The sequence below is a fragment of the Arthrobacter sp. MAHUQ-56 genome, assembly GCF_019710585.1.
Classification (GTDB): domain Bacteria; phylum Actinomycetota; class Actinomycetes; order Actinomycetales; family Micrococcaceae; genus Arthrobacter.
The window spans coordinates 1-17,002 of sequence record NZ_JAIFZQ010000022.1; the positions used below are offsets into that span (position 1 = coordinate 1).

General features: G+C 61.2%; 11 protein-coding genes and 1 pseudogene. 9 read left to right on the forward strand and 3 right to left on the reverse strand.

The features are described 5' to 3' along the window. Positions 1-290: 290 nt before the first annotated feature. Positions 291-767 (forward strand): annotated as a pseudogene (locus K4G53_RS18760) (6-phosphofructokinase); the annotation flags it as partial. 800 nt (positions 768-1,567) lie between these two features. Here K4G53_RS18760 and K4G53_RS21570 read toward each other — a convergent pair. After that, complete coding sequence (locus K4G53_RS21570; RefSeq protein ID WP_374226188.1) at positions 1,568-1,951, reverse strand: HIT family protein; 384 nt, start codon at positions 1,949-1,951, stop codon at positions 1,568-1,570. On the opposite strand from K4G53_RS21570, the gene K4G53_RS21385 reads away from it, so the two are divergent. Beyond that, positions 1,844-2,128: a hypothetical protein gene (locus K4G53_RS21385; protein ID WP_260323845.1), complete on the forward strand. Its 285-nt coding sequence runs from the start codon at positions 1,844-1,846 to the stop codon at positions 2,126-2,128. The genes K4G53_RS21570 and K4G53_RS21385 overlap by 108 nt on opposite strands. Here the strand turns inward: K4G53_RS21385 and K4G53_RS18770 are convergent. After that, positions 2,114-3,157, reverse strand: coding sequence for an ROK family protein (locus K4G53_RS18770; RefSeq protein WP_260323865.1), 1,044 nt, complete (start codon positions 3,155-3,157; stop codon positions 2,114-2,116). The genes K4G53_RS21385 and K4G53_RS18770 overlap by 15 nt on opposite strands. A 315-nt stretch (positions 3,158-3,472) precedes the next feature. Here K4G53_RS18770 and K4G53_RS18775 point away from each other — a divergent pair, with 315 nt between their 5' ends. Then, on the forward strand, positions 3,473-6,628 hold the full coding sequence (locus K4G53_RS18775; protein ID WP_260323846.1) for a glucan 1,4-alpha-glucosidase: 3,156 nt from the start codon (positions 3,473-3,475) through the stop codon (positions 6,626-6,628). 121 nt (positions 6,629-6,749) lie between these two features. Next, on the forward strand, positions 6,750-8,612 hold the full coding sequence (locus K4G53_RS18780) for a family 49 glycosyl hydrolase (protein ID WP_221387205.1): 1,863 nt from the start codon (positions 6,750-6,752) through the stop codon (positions 8,610-8,612). 62 nt (positions 8,613-8,674) lie between these two features. Here the strand turns inward: K4G53_RS18780 and K4G53_RS18785 are convergent, their stop codons facing one another. Then, complete coding sequence (locus tag K4G53_RS18785; protein WP_308287934.1) at positions 8,675-9,907, reverse strand: ROK family transcriptional regulator; 1,233 nt, start codon at positions 9,905-9,907, stop codon at positions 8,675-8,677. A gap of 71 nt (positions 9,908-9,978) precedes the next feature. Between K4G53_RS18785 and K4G53_RS18790 the strand changes: the two genes are divergently transcribed. The 5 genes from K4G53_RS18790 to K4G53_RS18810 all read left to right on the forward strand — a co-directional run bounded on the left by K4G53_RS18790 (position 9,979) and on the right by K4G53_RS18810 (position 16,944). Then, positions 9,979-11,277, forward strand: coding sequence for an ABC transporter substrate-binding protein (locus K4G53_RS18790; RefSeq protein WP_221387207.1), 1,299 nt, complete (start codon positions 9,979-9,981; stop codon positions 11,275-11,277). A gap of 67 nt (positions 11,278-11,344) precedes the next feature. Continuing rightward, the gene (locus K4G53_RS18795; RefSeq protein ID WP_221387208.1) at positions 11,345-12,319 is read left to right on the forward strand and encodes a carbohydrate ABC transporter permease; all 975 of its coding nucleotides are present in this window, start codon (positions 11,345-11,347) and stop codon (positions 12,317-12,319) included. Beyond that, positions 12,316-13,227 (forward strand): carbohydrate ABC transporter permease, encoded by a 912-nt coding sequence (locus tag K4G53_RS18800; protein WP_221387209.1) that lies wholly within the window; start codon positions 12,316-12,318, stop codon positions 13,225-13,227. The genes K4G53_RS18795 and K4G53_RS18800 overlap by 4 nt, the downstream gene beginning before the upstream one ends. Continuing rightward, positions 13,224-14,981, forward strand: coding sequence for an alpha-glucosidase (locus tag K4G53_RS18805; RefSeq protein WP_221387210.1), 1,758 nt, complete (start codon positions 13,224-13,226; stop codon positions 14,979-14,981). Before K4G53_RS18800 ends, K4G53_RS18805 begins: the two co-directional genes overlap by 4 nt. 118 nt (positions 14,982-15,099) lie before the next feature. Then, positions 15,100-16,944 (forward strand): family 49 glycosyl hydrolase, encoded by a 1,845-nt coding sequence (locus K4G53_RS18810; protein ID WP_374226186.1) that lies wholly within the window; start codon positions 15,100-15,102, stop codon positions 16,942-16,944. The last annotated feature ends 58 nt before the right edge of the window (positions 16,945-17,002 follow it).

A 17,002-nucleotide genomic window follows, 5' to 3' on the forward strand; every position in this document is an offset into this window, starting at 1 on the left:
TCCGTTCAGGAGCGAACGGGAATTCCGTGCCGGGGCCGAAGACGTGGCAGTGGGCGTCCACCGCGCCCGCCGGAAGTTTGAAGCGGGGCGTGGACGGGTTGCTGTACCAGTCGAGCCAACCCGGCGTCTTGGTAATGGTCGTTTCCATTGGTTCCTTAGCCATTCGTGCGCTGCACAACGAAGCCGTTTAAGTGAACCAAGTTACATTCAATATTGTCAACAATTTATCGCACATTTCTGTTTGCGTTATGACTGCCCCACATAATGCACTGGAGATACCTCAGCAAGGGTCGGCCGGCGCCCACGCCATCCTGATCCCGAAGCAGAAGGTCAGCATCGAGCAGATCACCGAATGGGTGAAGGAAGCCCACGCCCACGCCGCGCACCCCTGGTGGTGGTGGCTGAAGGCTTCGTGCCCGAGCACATGGAGTCCCCGCACTCAGAACGCGGGCTGGACACCTTCGGCCAGCCCCGGCTGGGCGGCATCGCAGTCAGCTCGCCCCCGAGCTGGAAGCCCGCACCGGCATCGAAACCCGCGCGACGATCCTGGGCCACATCCAGCGCGGCGGCGTCCCGTCCGCATTCGACCAGGTCCTGGCCACGCGCCTGGGCATGGCAGCCATTGACTCGGGGGTGGAAGGCTTCTGGGGAACCAGGGTGGCCCTCAAGGGCACGGGCATCCAGCACGTCGCCTTCGCGGAAGCCCTGGGCCAGCTCAAACCGACCCTCAGCGCCGGCCCTACGAAGCAGCAATCCTGTTCGGCTAGCTTCTTTAAGTAGTTGGTCTGCCAAAGCCATCAGGTCATCTGCACTGGTATGAAGATTTCCGATACGTCTACTCGTCCCGTTCAAACGCCGATAACGGATATTCGGTCAACGGCCCTTTGAGGCATGCCCGAAGGAACAGAAGGCCTAGGAGGGTCCGATACGCGTTGGGCACCTTAACGTCAGCGTCAAAGTAGGGCGAAATCCCGTTTCACTGACAGTCACTCCATAGTGCTCTCAGATTCCACCCTGACAGTAGGGGAGGGCGGGACACCCGGGCGTAGCGAACCGAGAACCATAGAAATATTCCGCAAAATCGGGGGCCCTGATGGAAAACCTCTTGGGACAGAGCTGGCTATGTTACCTCTTTCAGCTCATTAGGCATCTGAGAACGGTCCTGAACGCCGCCGACAGGCGCATCCTCCCTGGCCAGACGTTGATGACGTCAGGTTGAGGTGTAGCCAACTCTGGCTAGCGGGTCCGTGGCAGGGCGCAGCGGCAATGTCCACTACTTCTTGAACGGGCCCGCATGTACCAGGTTTTCAGGCAATATACCGGTTGCGATGGCATTGAGCTGGCGCCGGAGCGGGCTCGGATATGTGAGTCGAAGGCTGTGGTCCTTCCACCAAGGTGGGGCGTAATCAGTGCGTTTGGTGATGCCCATAGTGGATGATTTGCGGGGATGGGTTCCGGGTCGAAGTATCCCGAACAGGGAGCGGCACCCCACGCTGCTAAACCGGCCTTGGGGCGCAGCCATGGATCTAGCTTTGAACCGCGACAATCACTACACAATCCTGCGCCGCTAGTTACTCGCGCTGATCTTGTTTAGTTCGGCCTCGAGACGCTCTCCGGCCGCATGATGCCCGACAACCTTTGAGTCACTTTCGGGCCATGTTTCTACTCCGTCTCCCGTCATACGGGGGACGACGTGCATGTGCCAATGATCGACGGACTGACCGCTACCGGGCCCACAGGCGCTGAGAAGGTTGACGCCCGTTGCCGGCAGCGCGCGAAGGATCCCCTGGGTCACCTGCTGGCAAAGCGCTCCAACAGCATCCAGCGAGGTTGAGTCAGCGTCGTGGACCCCAAGGCAGTGCCGCCTGGGTATGACAACGACGTGACCTGGAGCAAGAGCGGCGGATTCGAGCACGGTAAAGGCCAGCGCTGCGCCGGCGTCGGCGACGATTTGAGCAGGCGCCGTACCCATGGCTATCTCGCAAAATATGCAGTCGGCTGGTGGTGGCATGCAGTCGAGGTTACACCTCCGGATCAGCGCGATCCCGGCAACCTGCCGGTGTTGGTACTCGGCGGCCCGTCAAGTGATGAATACGTCGGGTACAACTTTCCATCATGCGGGGTTTAGGTCGAGCAGGGAAGCAAAGGCCTGGTCCAGTGCGACCCGAACCGCCCCGAGCAGAGGGGCATGGCCAACGAGAATTGAGGCAGCGAGACGTGGATGAGCGGAATTAAGTCCGTCCAATTCTTCGTCAAGTGACGGAATGAGGACGTCCCCCGCCCCGGCGGGACCACCGGAAAGCACGATCATCTGTGGATCCAAGAGGGTGGCGACAACGGCAATAACCCGGGCCGTGCGCTCGGTCACCACCTCCAGAACTTCGTAGGCTGCCGGGTCACCCTTCCGGGCTGCGTTGATCACCATCTCGGCATCCACCGCGGCCGGAATCCCGCCGCAGAGGCGCAGAAGCTCGCTGTCATGTGCAGACCACGGTCGTTCCCCGGCAAGTGTTTCGGCTGCGGCTACGGCGCCCAGTTCGCGGCACATACCGCCGATGGCATCTGTGTTTCCTACGCCCTCCACCAATTCCAGGAATCTCATCTCGCCGGCTGATCCGCCACCGCGGATGAGCTGACCGCCGAGGCAGATTCCGGCACCGAGCCGTTCTCCGGAGAGGAGTACGACGACGTCGTCAACGTCCTGGGCGACACCACGCCAGCGCTCTGCGATGACGGCGAGGTTGGCGTCGTTGTCGACGATCAGCGGCCAGTCGAAGTCCGGGCGGAGGGCCAGACGCAGATCCAAGGCGGCCAGCCCGGGCAGGTATGACTCCAGGGCGACCGCGTGGCCGTCCGGCCGTACTGGTGCAGGTACCGCCATCCCCGCTGCCATGACCGAGGACGCTTCCACCCCCGCCTGGGTCAGGACCTCAAGAGTGGCCTGCCGGGCAATCAGCAGGCGTTCGGGTGCTCCGAGATGCTCATCGCGCCATTGTTCGGCCCGTTCGGCGACGATGGTGCCCGCAAGGTCAGACAGGCAGAGCTGCAGTTTGGTGGCTCCGAGATCGATGCCCAGCACATATCCGGCAGCGGAGTTCAGCGCGAAGCGTCGGGATGGCCGTCCGCTTCTCAGGGCCAGTCCGGAAGGTGACTCCATTTCACTCACCCAGCCAAGCCTGAGCAGTTCATCACAGACTGTCAGGACTGTTGGTCTTGAAAGGCCGGTCGCTTCCATGAGGCCCGTAGCGTCAAGCTTTGCACCGGAAACAAGAGCCCCCATAACCGCAGAGGCCGAGATCCTGCGGAGAACCGGGAGTGTTGCCTCTGTTTTCCCCGAACTGTTTTTCAACGCCAACCCCTTGACCGATGCAACCTCTGCTCAACATACTAGTTGAGCATTTATTAACGGCCTTTATATATTTCTCACCCGTGTTTCCGGGGAGGATCAGAGTGCCTAAATCCCAGGAGAGCAATGAAGCATCACCTTAGAACGACCTGTGCTGCGGCAGCCCTCGCGGTCGCAGCGTCGGCGGCCGCCTTTAGCCCCGCCAGTGCCCAGGCAGAACCGGCGCCGGGCTCGCCGGGAGCTTCTGCAACATGGACGAAAGGCGATAAAGAAGGCGTTGGAACGTCCGTCAGTACGGTGTCGAAAGTCTGGTACACCCTGACAGAGGGCACTCTGAGCGAGGTTTACTACCCGAGAGCAGATACGCCCAACACCCGCGAACTTCAGTTCGCCGTCAGCGACGGTTCCCGTTCCCAGCGTGAAAATGAGGATACGACCCGACGGGTGGAGCTCGCCGACCCACAGGCGCTGAGCTACCGGCAAATCACTGAAGACAGCGCCGGCCGCTGGCGGCTGACAAAGACTTATGTAACGGACCCTCAGCGGTCTGCGGTGATGCTCGGCGTCACTTTTGAGGTACTAGACGGCGGCGACTACCAGCTCTTTGCTCTGTTCGATCCTTCCCTGGCCGGAACTTCTGGCGGAGACTCCGGCCGGACGGTGGGTGATGCCCTGGTGGCAGAGGACCTCTCCATTCCGGATACACCGGTCGCCTCCGCCCTGGTGTCGAGCTCAGGGTTCAGCGCTACCAGCACCGGGTACGTTGGTACCAGCGATGGCGGAGCGGACCTTGCCGCCGACGGGAAACTAGACGGCGCATACCCCGAGGCGGGGCCTGGAAATATTGCCCAGACAGGAAGGATCCCCCTGACGGGGGCGAAGACGGAATTCTCCCTTGCCCTGGGCTTCGGTGCCAACGCGGAGGAAGCGGTCAACACCGCAAATGCAAGCGTGAGCCGTGGTTTCCCCAAGGTTTCCAAGGACTACACCAAGGAGTGGAAGAAGTACCTGCAGTCCCTGGACAAGCCGGCCAAGGCCTTGGATGGTGAACTCCGGACGCAGTATGACGTATCCCTCATGACGGTCAAAGCCCATGAGGACAAGACCTTTCCGGGTGCCTGGATCGCCTCACTGACGACGCCGTGGGGCCAGGTGGCGAACGCTGAGCAGCATCGCGAGGGTTACCACGCGGTGTGGGCGCGTGACATGTACCAGTCGGTCACTGCCCTGCTCGCCGCTGGGGATACTGACGCCGCCCGCCGCGGCGTGGAGTGGCTTTTCAAGTACCAGCAGCAGCCGGACGGGCACTTCCCCCAGACTTCCAAGGTGGACGGCACCGTAGGCCAAAACGGCATCCAGCTGGACGAAACAGCCTTCCCCATCCTGCTCGCGAACCAAATCGGCCGGACGGACGCTGACTTCTACGCGAACGAACTCAAGCCCGCCGCGGACTACCTGGTAGCCGCCGGGCCCAAGACCCCGCAGGAACGCTGGGAAGAAACCGGGGGATACTCAACATCGACCCTCGCTTCACAGATTGCCGCATTGGCAGCTGCCGGAGACATTGCTGAGAAGAACGGTGACGCCGGTTCCGCAGCAATTTATCGGGCCACCGCGGACGAGTGGCAGCGCAACACGGAAAAGTGGATGTTCACGACCAACGGACCGGTCGGTGACGGCAACTACTACTTGCGGATCAGCGGAAGTGGCAACCCGAACGACGGTGCTGCCCGTGACTGGGGCAACGGCGCAGGCGTTCATCCGGAAAACGCTGTGTTGGACGGCGGCTTCCTTGAGTTTGTCCGGCTCGGCGTGAAACCCCCGGCAGACGCCCACGTTGCGGATTCCATTGCCGAAACAGACGCTTCCATCTCGCAGGAAACTCCAGGCGGCCGCATGTGGCACCGTTACACCTACGACGGATACGGCGAGAAGGCCGACGGTTCGCCCTGGGACGGCACCGGCGTCGGACGACTTTGGCCGCTGCTCTCAGGCGAACGGGGTGAATATGCGCTGGCCAACGGCCAGGACGCACTGCCTTACCTGGCAACGATGCATTCCGCGGCGAACCAGGGTTTCATGATCCCCGAACAGGTCTGGGACCAGGATGAACCCACATCTTACGGTCACGAATTGGGCCGCAGCACCGGTTCCGCTTCCCCTCTCTCCTGGGCGATGGCGCAGTATGTCCGGCTCGCTGCGGGCATAAAGAATGGCTCGCCCGTTGAGACACCGAAGAACGTTGCCCAGCGCTACGCCTCAGGCGCCGTCGGAAAACCGGCCCTGACAATCAATTCGCCCGCCCAGCTCACCACCGCAGACTCCGCAAACACCACGGTCTCGGGCACCACGGCGGCAGCCAAGGTCTACGTTTCCGTCAACGGCAATATTGTCGAGGCGCCGCTTACCCCTGCCGGTGACGGCACTTCAACCTTCTCAGTGGACCTCGCCCTTCCGGCAACCAAGAACACAGTGACCGTAGCTGCCGTCGGTTCCGACGGGGGCACGGCCGTCGAGAGCCGGACGGTCCTGCACTACGGCAGCCGGATCGGCGGGCTGCAGGACCCCTCGGGAGACGACAACGGGCCTGGCACCTACACCTATCCGACCAACCCGGTCTATGTGCCCGGAGCCTTCGACCTCACGGGAGTCGACCTCTACGACGCCGGCGATAACTATGCCTTCGTGACCACTATCGCCGGTGACGTCACCAACCCCTGGGGCGGGCAGGGAATCTCCCACCAGCGGATCAATGTCTACCTCAGCAATGGAAAGGCAACCCCCACACCTGCGCTGCCAGGCACAAACGTAAACGTTGAGAATGCCTGGGACTCCGTCATTGTCACCGATGGACGCTTTGACGGTGCAGGCGTCTACAGCCCAGACGGTACCCGCACCTCACCGGTAACACTGTTGACGGTGCCCGAAGCCCACCAGATCGTCACCATGGTGCCCAAGACCGCACTCGGTAACCTTGACCCTGCCTCGGCCAAGCTCGCTGTGGCCATGTTCGGTAACGCCGAGTCAGGTGAAGGCGTCGGCAACGTCCGGCCCGTCTATGACGGCGCCTACTGGGCTGCCGGCGACCCGTCGTGGATCAAAGAGTGGCGCTTCGGCGGCGGTGCCGGTGTCTTCGACGGTGGTATCGCCTCCCGGGACACGGACACCAGCGATCCGAACGCACTCGACGTGATTGTCCGTGACGGCCAAAGCCAGGCAACGGTTCTTGACTGGCACACAGCCTCGCCCGCGGTGATTCCGATGGTTGGACTGAAACCCTAACCCTCAACCCCAAGGCGGGGCCGGAACCTCCGGCCCCGCCTTTCCCATCTATGCCCGCATTGGAACCAGAAAAAAGACCCAAACAGTTACAACCGCAATGATTTCAGAACAGGGGAAAGCAATGAAGCATTACCTCCGTTTATTGGCCTCAGCGTTTGCGCTGCTGCTCCTGCTGCCGGCCGCCGGCCAGGAGCCAGCAGCCGCAACAGAACAGACCGGCTTCACCGCCTCAGGACCCGAGCTGCGGACCTGGTGGCACAACAACTATGAGTACAACCCCACCTCACCCACCCAGAACGGCAACGTGCGCCGGTCATCTTTCTACGAGGTGCAGGTTGCCACAGCTGCGGCGCCTGAAACACGCTACGACTCCTTCGCGTATATGAGCATTCCCCGCAGCGGGAAGGGGAAGATTGGCTACACAGAACCGGACGGCGCAAAATTTTCTTCCTCAGCGAACCTCTCCATGAGCTGGTCCAGCTTCGAGTACTCCACTGCCGTTTGGGTGGACGTGAAGCTGACAACCGGCCAGACAATTACATCGGTGGACCAGGTTTCGATCCGTCCCAGCAAATACACCTTCGAGAAACACCTTGTCGACGCGAACACGGTCCGGATCAAGGTTCCCTATTCGCTATCGGGCTACCGCTTCTCAGTCGAATTCGAGCCGCAAAATTTCACCGCCTACAACGACATGTCAGGAACTGCGGGGGTGTTAACTGAAAGCGGAGGCGGGGACCACCGTGCCATCCATACCGAGCCCCGGAACTCCATGATGATCTTCGCCGAGCCAACCCTGGGCGGCGGCGAGGCGGACCGATTGATTCCCACCGCCGCGTCCGGAACCATCAACTACCCGCAGGAAGGCCTGGTCGACAACCTGGGCTCGGTCACCGAGGAAATCATCTACTTCAGGCCCGGGACCTACTACATGGGATCGGGCCACCGTGCCTCCATGCCGCCCAACGTCAAGTGGATCTACCTGGCCCCCGGGGCATATGTCAAAGGTGCCTTCTATTTCCCCAGCTCGACACAGGGCGTCTACAAAGTCACCGGGCGCGGGGTGCTCTCCGGCGAACAATATGTCTATGAGGCCGACACCACCATCAGCGGGTATCCGCACTCAACCGGTGCCAACTGCCACAATACCTGCGTGAAGATGCTCGAATTCAGTTCGTCGTCCACCATGCAGCAGTACTTGGACGTCGAGGGAATCACCATCAGCGAGCCGCCCTACCACTCCTTCGTCATCTATGGGCCCCAGAACGCCTATGACATGGAAATGCGGGTGGACAACTACAAGCAGGTGGGCAGCTGGTACTGGCAGACCGACGGCATGGAACTCTACAAGGGCGGGCGGATGAACAATACCTTTTTCCACTCCAATGACGACGTCCTGAAGCTCTACCACAGCAACGTGACGGTGGATAACACGGTGATCTGGAAGAACGAGAACGGCCCGGTCATCCAGTGGGGCTGGGCGCCGCACAACATCGACAATGTGGTCGTAACCAACACTGACGTCATCCACAACCGCATGTATTGGAAGGACGTCAAATACAACACCTGCATTATCAACTCCTCCTCCCACTACGCGGACATGGGATCCAGCACCACAGCAGACACCGCCAAAACCATCAGCAACTTCCGGCTGGAGAACATCACCGTGGAGGGCATGACCAACTGCGCCGTCAGGATCTATGCGCTCTCCAACACCGAGAACATCCACATCAAGAACCTGAACATTGGCGGCTGGAACGGGCTGGACTACGGCTCCCAAGTGAGCCACCTGAAGCGTTATTCGGACACCGCCAACAACAAGGTCTGGCTGGGCAACGAAACGATTGACAGCAGGGGCATCAAGCTCGAGAACTACACCGTCGGCGGGGTCAAGATCGACAAGACCACAACTAACTGGAATGACACGCAGTTGGGCCGTCTGGGGTTCGACCCGGAAAACTGGGATAACTGGAACGCATGGTGACTCTGGGGTCTTCGTGACCGAAGCGCCTCCATAACGGGCCGGGGAGCTGACGCTCCAAGGGCTTACACCCCGGGCAGTGTGCCGTGCACAAACGCCTGGATGGCCAGGACAGCGGCGCCACGGCACCAATCAACGTTGTTCTTGGTTCCGAGGACGATAGGAGGCGTCGAGGCGCGCGGGTCGCGGTCCTTGGCAATACCTTCCCGCATGGCGTCGGCGACAATGTACGCGAGCCGCACGCCTTCACCGGCGATGATGATCCGCTGTGGAAGCGTCAGGTTACACACGGCGGCGATGAGCCGGCCAAGTCCCCGACCTGCGTCCTCCGTCACACGTCTGGCCGCGGCGTCACCGGCTTCCGCGAGGTCCAGTGCCTGCTCGTAATCCACCCGGTGTCCGAGTGCATCTGAGACGTGGCGGGCGATGGAATCTGAATTCAGGACGCTGGTAGCGCAACCGCGGTGACCAGCGAAACACAGAGGCCCTGCCGGATCCAGCGGCCAATGCCCCACTAACCCGATGCCATAGTCCTCGCCGGTAACGATTGCGCCGTTGGCCACCAGGCCGAATCCCGTACCGGCTCCCAGCGTAATGACAGCGAACCGGTCGTCATCACGCCCCTCGCCGAACCAATGCTCATACTCCGTGAAAGCAACAAGATCATTGTCCACCAGCGTCGGGATGCCGGTGGCCTCACCCACCAGCTTGGCAAGAGGAACTTCGCTCCAGCCCAGGAACGTCGCATCCACCACGTACTCACGGTCCCGAATCAGTCCGCCGATACCGATACCAATACCGTTGATCGACGCGCCTGCACCCAGTTCCTCCGCCAGTTCGGCAATTTGCCGGACCACTTCCGCCGGTTTCTGATCACCAATACTCACGGACTTGTGTCGCTGGATCTCCCCGCGCAGATTCGTTCGGGCCGCGATGATCTCGTGCTCGCGGAGTTTCATGCCTACAAAGTGCTTCGAATCGATGTCTACGTCCAGCAGCCGTGTAGGCCGGCCGACGCGGCCGTCGTTGTGCTCGCCAACCTCCCGGAGCAGGCCACCCTCCAACAGTGGGGCACTGAGCCGGGTCAACGAGCCGGCCGAAAGCTGAAGCCGACGGGCTATCGCCGCCCGGGAAATAGGACCCCTCCGGAGAACTTCGATAGCCACCGGCAGGGAAGCATTTGTCGGAGCAACCGACCACGTTGAGGGGCTCTTCACCGCTCCATCATGGCATGCATAGATATTTTTGTCACAAAAGATATTTTTTGTCTCGCGCTTGCTTAAAGTGACGTTCAGCACTTTCAATAGTTCCGCATCAGAATAAATTGCAGCCCCTAGACGGGGCTTTCTAAGATCAACGGAGCTCACCGATGTTCAACCACGACAAACTCTCGCGGCGGGCCTTCACGGCCCTGGCAACAACTGCGGCCGCCGCACTGGCCCTGTCCGCATGTTCTGCCCCGCAAGCCGCGCCCGAGGCAAAAACCCTCAAGGTCTGGTGGTGGGAAAACGACGACAGCGCACTGGCCACTGGTTGGAACCGGGCGATTGAGATCTTCAAGGAAAAGCACCCGGACGTCACCGTCCAATTCGAACTGAAGACCTATGAGCAGATGCAGCAGTCAGGCCAGCTCCTGCTCGACTCCAACGACGCACCGGACGTGCTGGAGTACCTCAAAGGCAACGCCACCGCCGGCGCCGTCTCGCAGGCCGGCCTCCTGACGGATCTAACCGACGTGGCCAAGGACCGCGGCTGGAAGCTGGACAGCACCGCGCAGGACGTGGGCCTGTACAAGGACGGGGTGATGGGCTCCGGTCGGCGGTACGGCCTCACCAACTACGGCGAATACGTTTCGGTCTGGTACAACAAGGACCTCTTTGCCAAGCAGAACGTGGAGGTGCCTACTACTCTGCAGGAACTGGAACAGGCCATGGATAAGTTCGCGGGCGCTGGAGTCACCCCGCTGGCCCTGGGTTCGCAGGATTACCCGGGCACCCACCTCCTGTACGAACTCGCGCTGGCCAATATGGATAAGAATGCCTGGTCGGCCTACCAGAAGTTCGACGGCGATGTGGACTGGAGTGCGTGGGAAAAGGCTGCGCAGACAGTGCAGGAATGGACGAAGAAGGGCTACATCGCCAAGGACTCCACCGGTATAGCAGCACAGGACGCCGGAAATGCCTTCATCGCCGGGAAATACCCCATTTTCGTTTCTGGTACTTGGTGGGCAGGCAGCTTCGCCGACAAGATCAAGAACTTCAAGTTCGACCAGATCCTCTTCCCGGGCAATGACCTGCACCCCGGTTCCGGCGGAAACCTCTGGGTAGTGCCCGAGAAGGCACATAACAAGGAACTTGCTTACGACTTCATGGAAATCACCATGAGCCCGGAAATCCAGAACCTGCTCGGCAACAAGGGTGCCGTGCCGGTGGCTGCCGACGAGGGCGCCATCACCACCCCTATCGGAAAACTCACCACGCCGCGGTTCAACGAACTGCTCAACAGCAACAACGGCGGTGGCCTGGGCTGGTACCCCGACTGGCCCGTTGCCGGACTCAATGACGTCCTGGTAGCCCAGAGCAGCGACCTCGTCCAGGGCAACGTCACCCCTGAGAAGGCCGTAGCGAACATCAAGGCCGCCTACGAACAGGGCAAACCCAGCAAGTAGGCCCCGCACCAAACACCGCTGGCGGCGCATCCAGGAGATGTGCCGCCAGCCCTTAAGGACACACATCATGACCGCAGTCACCCCGTCCCCACCAGGCACCGCCGCCCGAAAGCTGCAACGTAGATCAGGAACCGCGCGGCGAAATGCGCAGGAGAGCTCCCGCGGATACTGGATTTACCTCCTCCCCGGAGCCCTCGGATTCATCGCCATCGTCGCCATCCCTTTCGGAATGAATCTCTACTACAGCCTCACCAGCTGGCGCGGTGTGGGCACCCCCAAGTTCGTGGGCCTGGACAATTACGTACGGCTGGTGGCAGACCCTGCATTCTGGGCGTCCTTCCTGCACAGCACCGCTTTCATCCTGGCCATGGCCGTCGTTCCCACCGCACTGGGCGTCTTCGTGGCGGCTGTCCTCTTCGACTACATCGCGCCTAAGTTCGGTTCTCGCGCTGCGAGCATCCTCCGCGCCACCTTCTACCTCCCACAAATCCTCCCCATCGCCGTGGCCGGCGTCCTGTGGAAATGGCTCTACCAACCCCAGTACGGAATCATCAACACCGTTCTGGACGGGCTGGGCCTGGGCTGGCTGCAGCAGAACTGGCTGGGTGATGCGGACACCGCCATGCTCGCCGTCATGAACGTCCTGATCTGGCTGCAGATCGGCTACACCGTCGTGGTGTTCATGGCAGGACTCTCCCGCGTGGACCCTGCCCTCTATGAAGCCGCAGAGATCGACGGGGCCGGCTGGTTCCAGCGCTTCTGGAGCATTACGATTCCACAGCTTCGCCCGGAGATCGCCGTCGTGCTCATCACCACATCCGTGGCCGCGCTAAAGGTCTTTGCCCCCATCTACGTCCTCACGAAGGGCGGTCCGGGCACCAGCACCATCGTCCCCGCCTACTTCTCGTACTCAAACTTCTTCACCACCACACAGGTAGGCTACGGCGCCGCCGTCGCCTCATTCCTGGCGCTGCTCGTCACCATCATCGCGATAGTGCTGCTGCGCTACCAGACCCGCAACGCCGAGGGATTCGAAAAGTGACCACCACCGCCCCTGCCACAGATCCGACGCAGGTTGCCCCGGCACCACCGCAGAAAACTGCTTCCGGCACCCGGAGTGCCCGATCCCGGCGCGGCGTCACCGGCTGGACCGTGCTGGTCCTGCTGGCCGCAGCCGCCGTCCTGATGGTCTTTCCGTTTTGGCTGGCCCTGATCAACGCCTTCAAACCGTCCGCGGAATACATCTCTGATGGACCCATCGGCGTACCGACCCAGCTCGACTTCACCGCGATCATAGATTTCTGGATCGGCGTGAACTTCAACCAGAAGCTGCTGAACAGCGTCATTCTCTCCGGCAGCGTTGCCCTGATCGCCGCCACCTTGGGCCTGCTCAGCGCCTTCGCCATCGGCATCGGCCGCATCAAGGGCAGGGTGTGGATCCTCGCCGTCTTCATGCTCGCGTTCACCATCCCGCAGGAGGCCCTGGTCTACCCGCTCTTCGTCCTCGCCCGGGAACTGGACCTCTACGACACCCTAGCCGGTGTAACAATCATCCTCGCCGTCCTGCAAAGCGCGTTCGGCACCTACATGCTCGCCTCCGTACTGGGATCCTTCCCGATGGAAGTCCTGGAAGCGGCGCGCCTGGACGGTGCCAGCAGATTCCAAATCCTTCGAATGATTGTCCTGCCCCTCACCCGGTCGACACTGGCGGTGCTGGTGACGTTCTTCTTCATCTGGACCTGGAACGACTTTTTCCTTCCCCTTGTCCTGCTGCCGTCCGCAGCCAACCAGACCGTGTCCGTCTCGCTGGGCGCGCTCAGCGGCCAATACACCAGTGACCCCACGGCGCTGGCTGCGGCTTCCATGGCCGGTATCCTTCCCGCCCTGATCTTCTTCCTTCTCTTCCAGCGCACCCTCATGCGCGGCGTAAACATCGGAGCCATCAAGTGACCCTCCAGCCGCTTCTACGGCACCCCAGCCTCCGGCCCACCGACGAATGGTGGAAGGCGGCCGTCGTCTATCAGGTGTACCCGCGCAGTTTCGCGGACTCCAACGGCGACGGCATCGGCGACATCCGCGGCATCATCAACCGGCTCGACCACCTCGAGAACCTGGGCATCGACGTCGTCTGGCTCTCGCCCGTGTACACCTCACCCCAGGATGACAATGGCTACGACATCAGCGACTACTACGCCGTGGATCCCACCTTCGGGACCCTGGAGGACCTTGACGAGCTCATTGCGGCAATGCATGCCCGCGGGATGAAGCTGGTCATGGACCTGGTCGTCAACCATACCTCCGACGAACACGCCTGGTTCCAGGAATCCCGTGCCAGCAGAACCAGCGCCAAACGGGACTGGTACATCTGGCGCGACCCCCGCACCAGCCAGGAGCACGAGGCCGGCAATGAGCCGAACAATTGGGGCTCCTTCTTCTCCGGCTCCGCCTGGGAACTGGACGAGGGAACGGGGCAGTACTTCCTCCACTTGTTCTCGAGGAAACAGCCAGACCTCAACTGGGACAACCCGGAAGTCCGCGCCGCCATCTACAAGATGATGAACTGGTGGCTTGACCGGGGCATCGACGGCTTCCGGATGGATGTCATCAGCTTCATCTCCAAGCACCCCGGCCTCCCCGACGGACCCGTGGAGAACGGCACAACCTGGGGCAACGGCATTCCTTTCTACGGATCCGGCCCCCATGTTCACGAATACCTGCAGGAGATGCACCGCGAGGTCTTCAGAGGCAGGGAGACGGAGCTGATGACCGTGGGCGAAATGGTCGATGCGACGCCGGAACTGGCCCGCCTGTACACCGACCCGGACCGCAAGGAACTGGACATGGTGTTCCACTTCGAACATGTCGGCCTGGACCACGGGCCCGGTGGGAAATTCACCCGCAAGGCTCTGGACCTGGTGGAAGTCAAGCGATCCTTCGCCCGTTGGCAGGAAGCACTGGCCGATGTCGGATGGAACAGCCTCTACTGGAACAACCACGACCAGCCCCGTGTAGTCTCCCGCTTCGGCAACGACACCGGGTACTGGTACGAGTCAGCCACCGCGCTGGCCACGGTGCTGCACCTCATGCGCGGCACCCCCTACATCTATCAGGGCGAAGAACTGGGCATGACCAACATGCCGTTCGAAGGCATTGAAGACTTCCGGGACCTGGAAAGCCTCAACTATTACTACGAAGCCCTCACCGGGAACGACGGAAGCGAGGCAGCAGCCGAACTGTTGGCGGGGATAGCCACCGGCGGCCGGGACAACGCCCGTACCCCGGTCCAGTGGGACGCCACACCCAATGCGGGGTTCACCACCGGAGATCCCTGGATACCGGTCAACCCAAACCACCTTTGGCTCAACGCAGCAGCCCAGAGAACGGACCCGGGTTCCGTCTTCAGCTGGTACCGCTCCCTGGTCCGCCTCCGGCACGAAGAACCGGTCGTCATCGACGGGCGGTTTACCCTCTTGTGCCCCGAGGACCCCCAGCTGTTCGTATACACACGTACAAGCGAAACGACCAGCCTGATGGTTCTGGCGAACTGCTCAACGACACCCAGGGCGCTTAACCTGCAGCTTGCCCGCGAGTTGGCCATGAGATGGGTGTCGGCGGAAGTTCTTCTCCATAACCACCCCGAAAAGTCCTGGGACCGACAGGAGCTACGGCCGTGGGAAGTGGTGGTTCTCCGCCGTTCCGCATAGCGACTCCGCAAGCACCAGTCCATCGACGAGAGGAACCATCATGCCCGGAACAGGGCTAGGCCGACTGGCCAAACACGTAACAGCGGCAGCTGCAGTTTTCCTTATCAGCACTGGCGCCGTGCTTCCGGCACAGGCCGCCACGGCACCGGCGGCCGCCCCATCCGGGTTACCTGCCACTCCCAACGCCGAACGGCCCATAACTACCGTCGACAATGGAAACCTCCACACTTGGTGGCACGACAACGGCGTTTTCAGCCCAGCCGCCCCAACGCAAAGCGACCAGGTTCGCCGGTCGTCCTTCTACGATGTGCAGGTGGCCCAGGCCAATCAGCCACAGAAGGCGTATGACGCTTTCACCCACATGAGCATTCCCCGTAGTGGAAAGGGGAAGATCGGCTACACAAAGGAAGACGGCGCTGAATTCTCCTCAGAGGCCGGCCTTACAATGAGCTGGTCCAGCTTCGAGTATGCCAAGGACGTCTGGGTGGAAGTGAGCCTGCGCACTGGCCAGACCATCTCTTCAACCGACCAGGTCCACATCAGGCCGAGCAGCTACAACTTCGAAAAGCAGCTCGTGGATGCAGACACTGTCAAGATCAAGGTGCCATACTCTGACGCGGGCTACAGGTTTTCGGTCGAATTTGAGCCACAGCTGTACACCGCCTACAACGACATGAGCGGCGACAGCGGCAAGCTGACCACCGAAGCCGAGGGCAACCGGCCCATCCACACGGAGCCGCGCAATTCAATGATGGTCTTCGCCGAACCGAAGCTTCGGGGCGAGCAGAAGGAGCGCCTTGTTCCCACCCAGGAATCAGGCAGCATCCATTATCCGGAGCCCGGCGAGGTGCGGGACCTGAACTCGGTGACCGAGGAAATCATCTACTTCCGGCCCGGCACCTACAGCATGGGCTCGGACTACCATGCAGTCCTGCCGTCCAACGTGAAATGGGTCTATCTGGCACCAGGAGCCTACGTAAAGGGGGCCTTCCGGTTCCTCCACGACACGCAAAGCCAGTACAAGGTCACCGGTTACGGCGTCCTCTCCGGCGAGCAGTACGTCTACGAGGCGGACACGAACAACAACTACAACCACCTCAGCGGGGCGTCCAACTGTCACTCGTCCTGTGTGAAGATGCTGCAGTTCGCTTCCGCTGACGCGGAGCAGAAGCTGGACTTGCAAGGCGTTACTGTCGCCGAGCCGCCCTACCACTCCTTCGTGGTTTACGGGAACGAGCAAACGTTCCATATGAACGTGGAGAACTACAAGCAGGTGGGCAGCTGGTACTGGCAGACCGACGGCATCGAGCTGTACAAGGGCAGCACCATGAAGAACACGTTCTTCAACGCTAACGACGACGTGCTGAAGATGTACCACAGCGACGTCACCATCGATAACACCGTGATCTGGAAGAACGAGAACGGACCCGTCATCCAGTGGGGCTGGACCCCGCGGAACATCGACAACGTGAACGTCACCAACACCGCCGTCATCCACAACCGGATGTACTGGAAGGACGTCAAGTACAACACCTGCATCTTCAACTCTTCCTCGCACTGGGAGGACATGGGTTCCACCACAAAAGCGGACCCGAACACCACGGTGAAGAACATGCGGTTCGAAAACACGACAGTCGAAGGGATGACCAACTGCGCCATCCGTGTCTACGCCCTGTCTGACACCGAAAACATCCACATCAAGAACTTCAACATCGGCAGCTGGAACGGACTGGATTGGACTTCCCAGGTCAGCCATCTCAAGCGCTACACCAACTCCGCCGGCGAGAAGGTCACCATCGGTAACGAGCTTCCCGACGGCAATGGGCTCGCCCTTGAAAACTACTCGGTCGGCAGCCAGGTCATCGAGAAGAGCGGCGGAAACTGGTCGGACTATCAGCTCGGCCGACTTGGCTTTGACGGAGAAAACTGGGACAGCTGGAACGCCTGGAAGTCAGCGCCTTAGGGGGTCTGGCAGACCCCAAATGGGTGAAAGTGGGCAGCGGCTTTCCTTGACGCTGCCC

What these genes read in the sequence shown, in the direction of transcription:
- K4G53_RS18770 (WP_260323865.1), bottom strand. Translation starts at nt 3,157, where the DNA reads ATGGAGTCACCTTCCGGACTGGCCCTGAGAAGCGGACGGCCATCCCGA.
- K4G53_RS18775 (WP_260323846.1), top strand. Translation starts at nt 3,473, where the DNA reads ATGAAGCATCACCTTAGAACGACCTGTGCTGCGGCAGCCCTCGCGGTC.
- K4G53_RS18780 (WP_221387205.1), top strand. Translation starts at nt 6,750, where the DNA reads ATGAAGCATTACCTCCGTTTATTGGCCTCAGCGTTTGCGCTGCTGCTC.
- K4G53_RS18790 (WP_221387207.1), top strand. Translation starts at nt 9,979, where the DNA reads ATGTTCAACCACGACAAACTCTCGCGGCGGGCCTTCACGGCCCTGGCA.
- K4G53_RS18795 (WP_221387208.1), top strand. Translation starts at nt 11,345, where the DNA reads ATGACCGCAGTCACCCCGTCCCCACCAGGCACCGCCGCCCGAAAGCTG.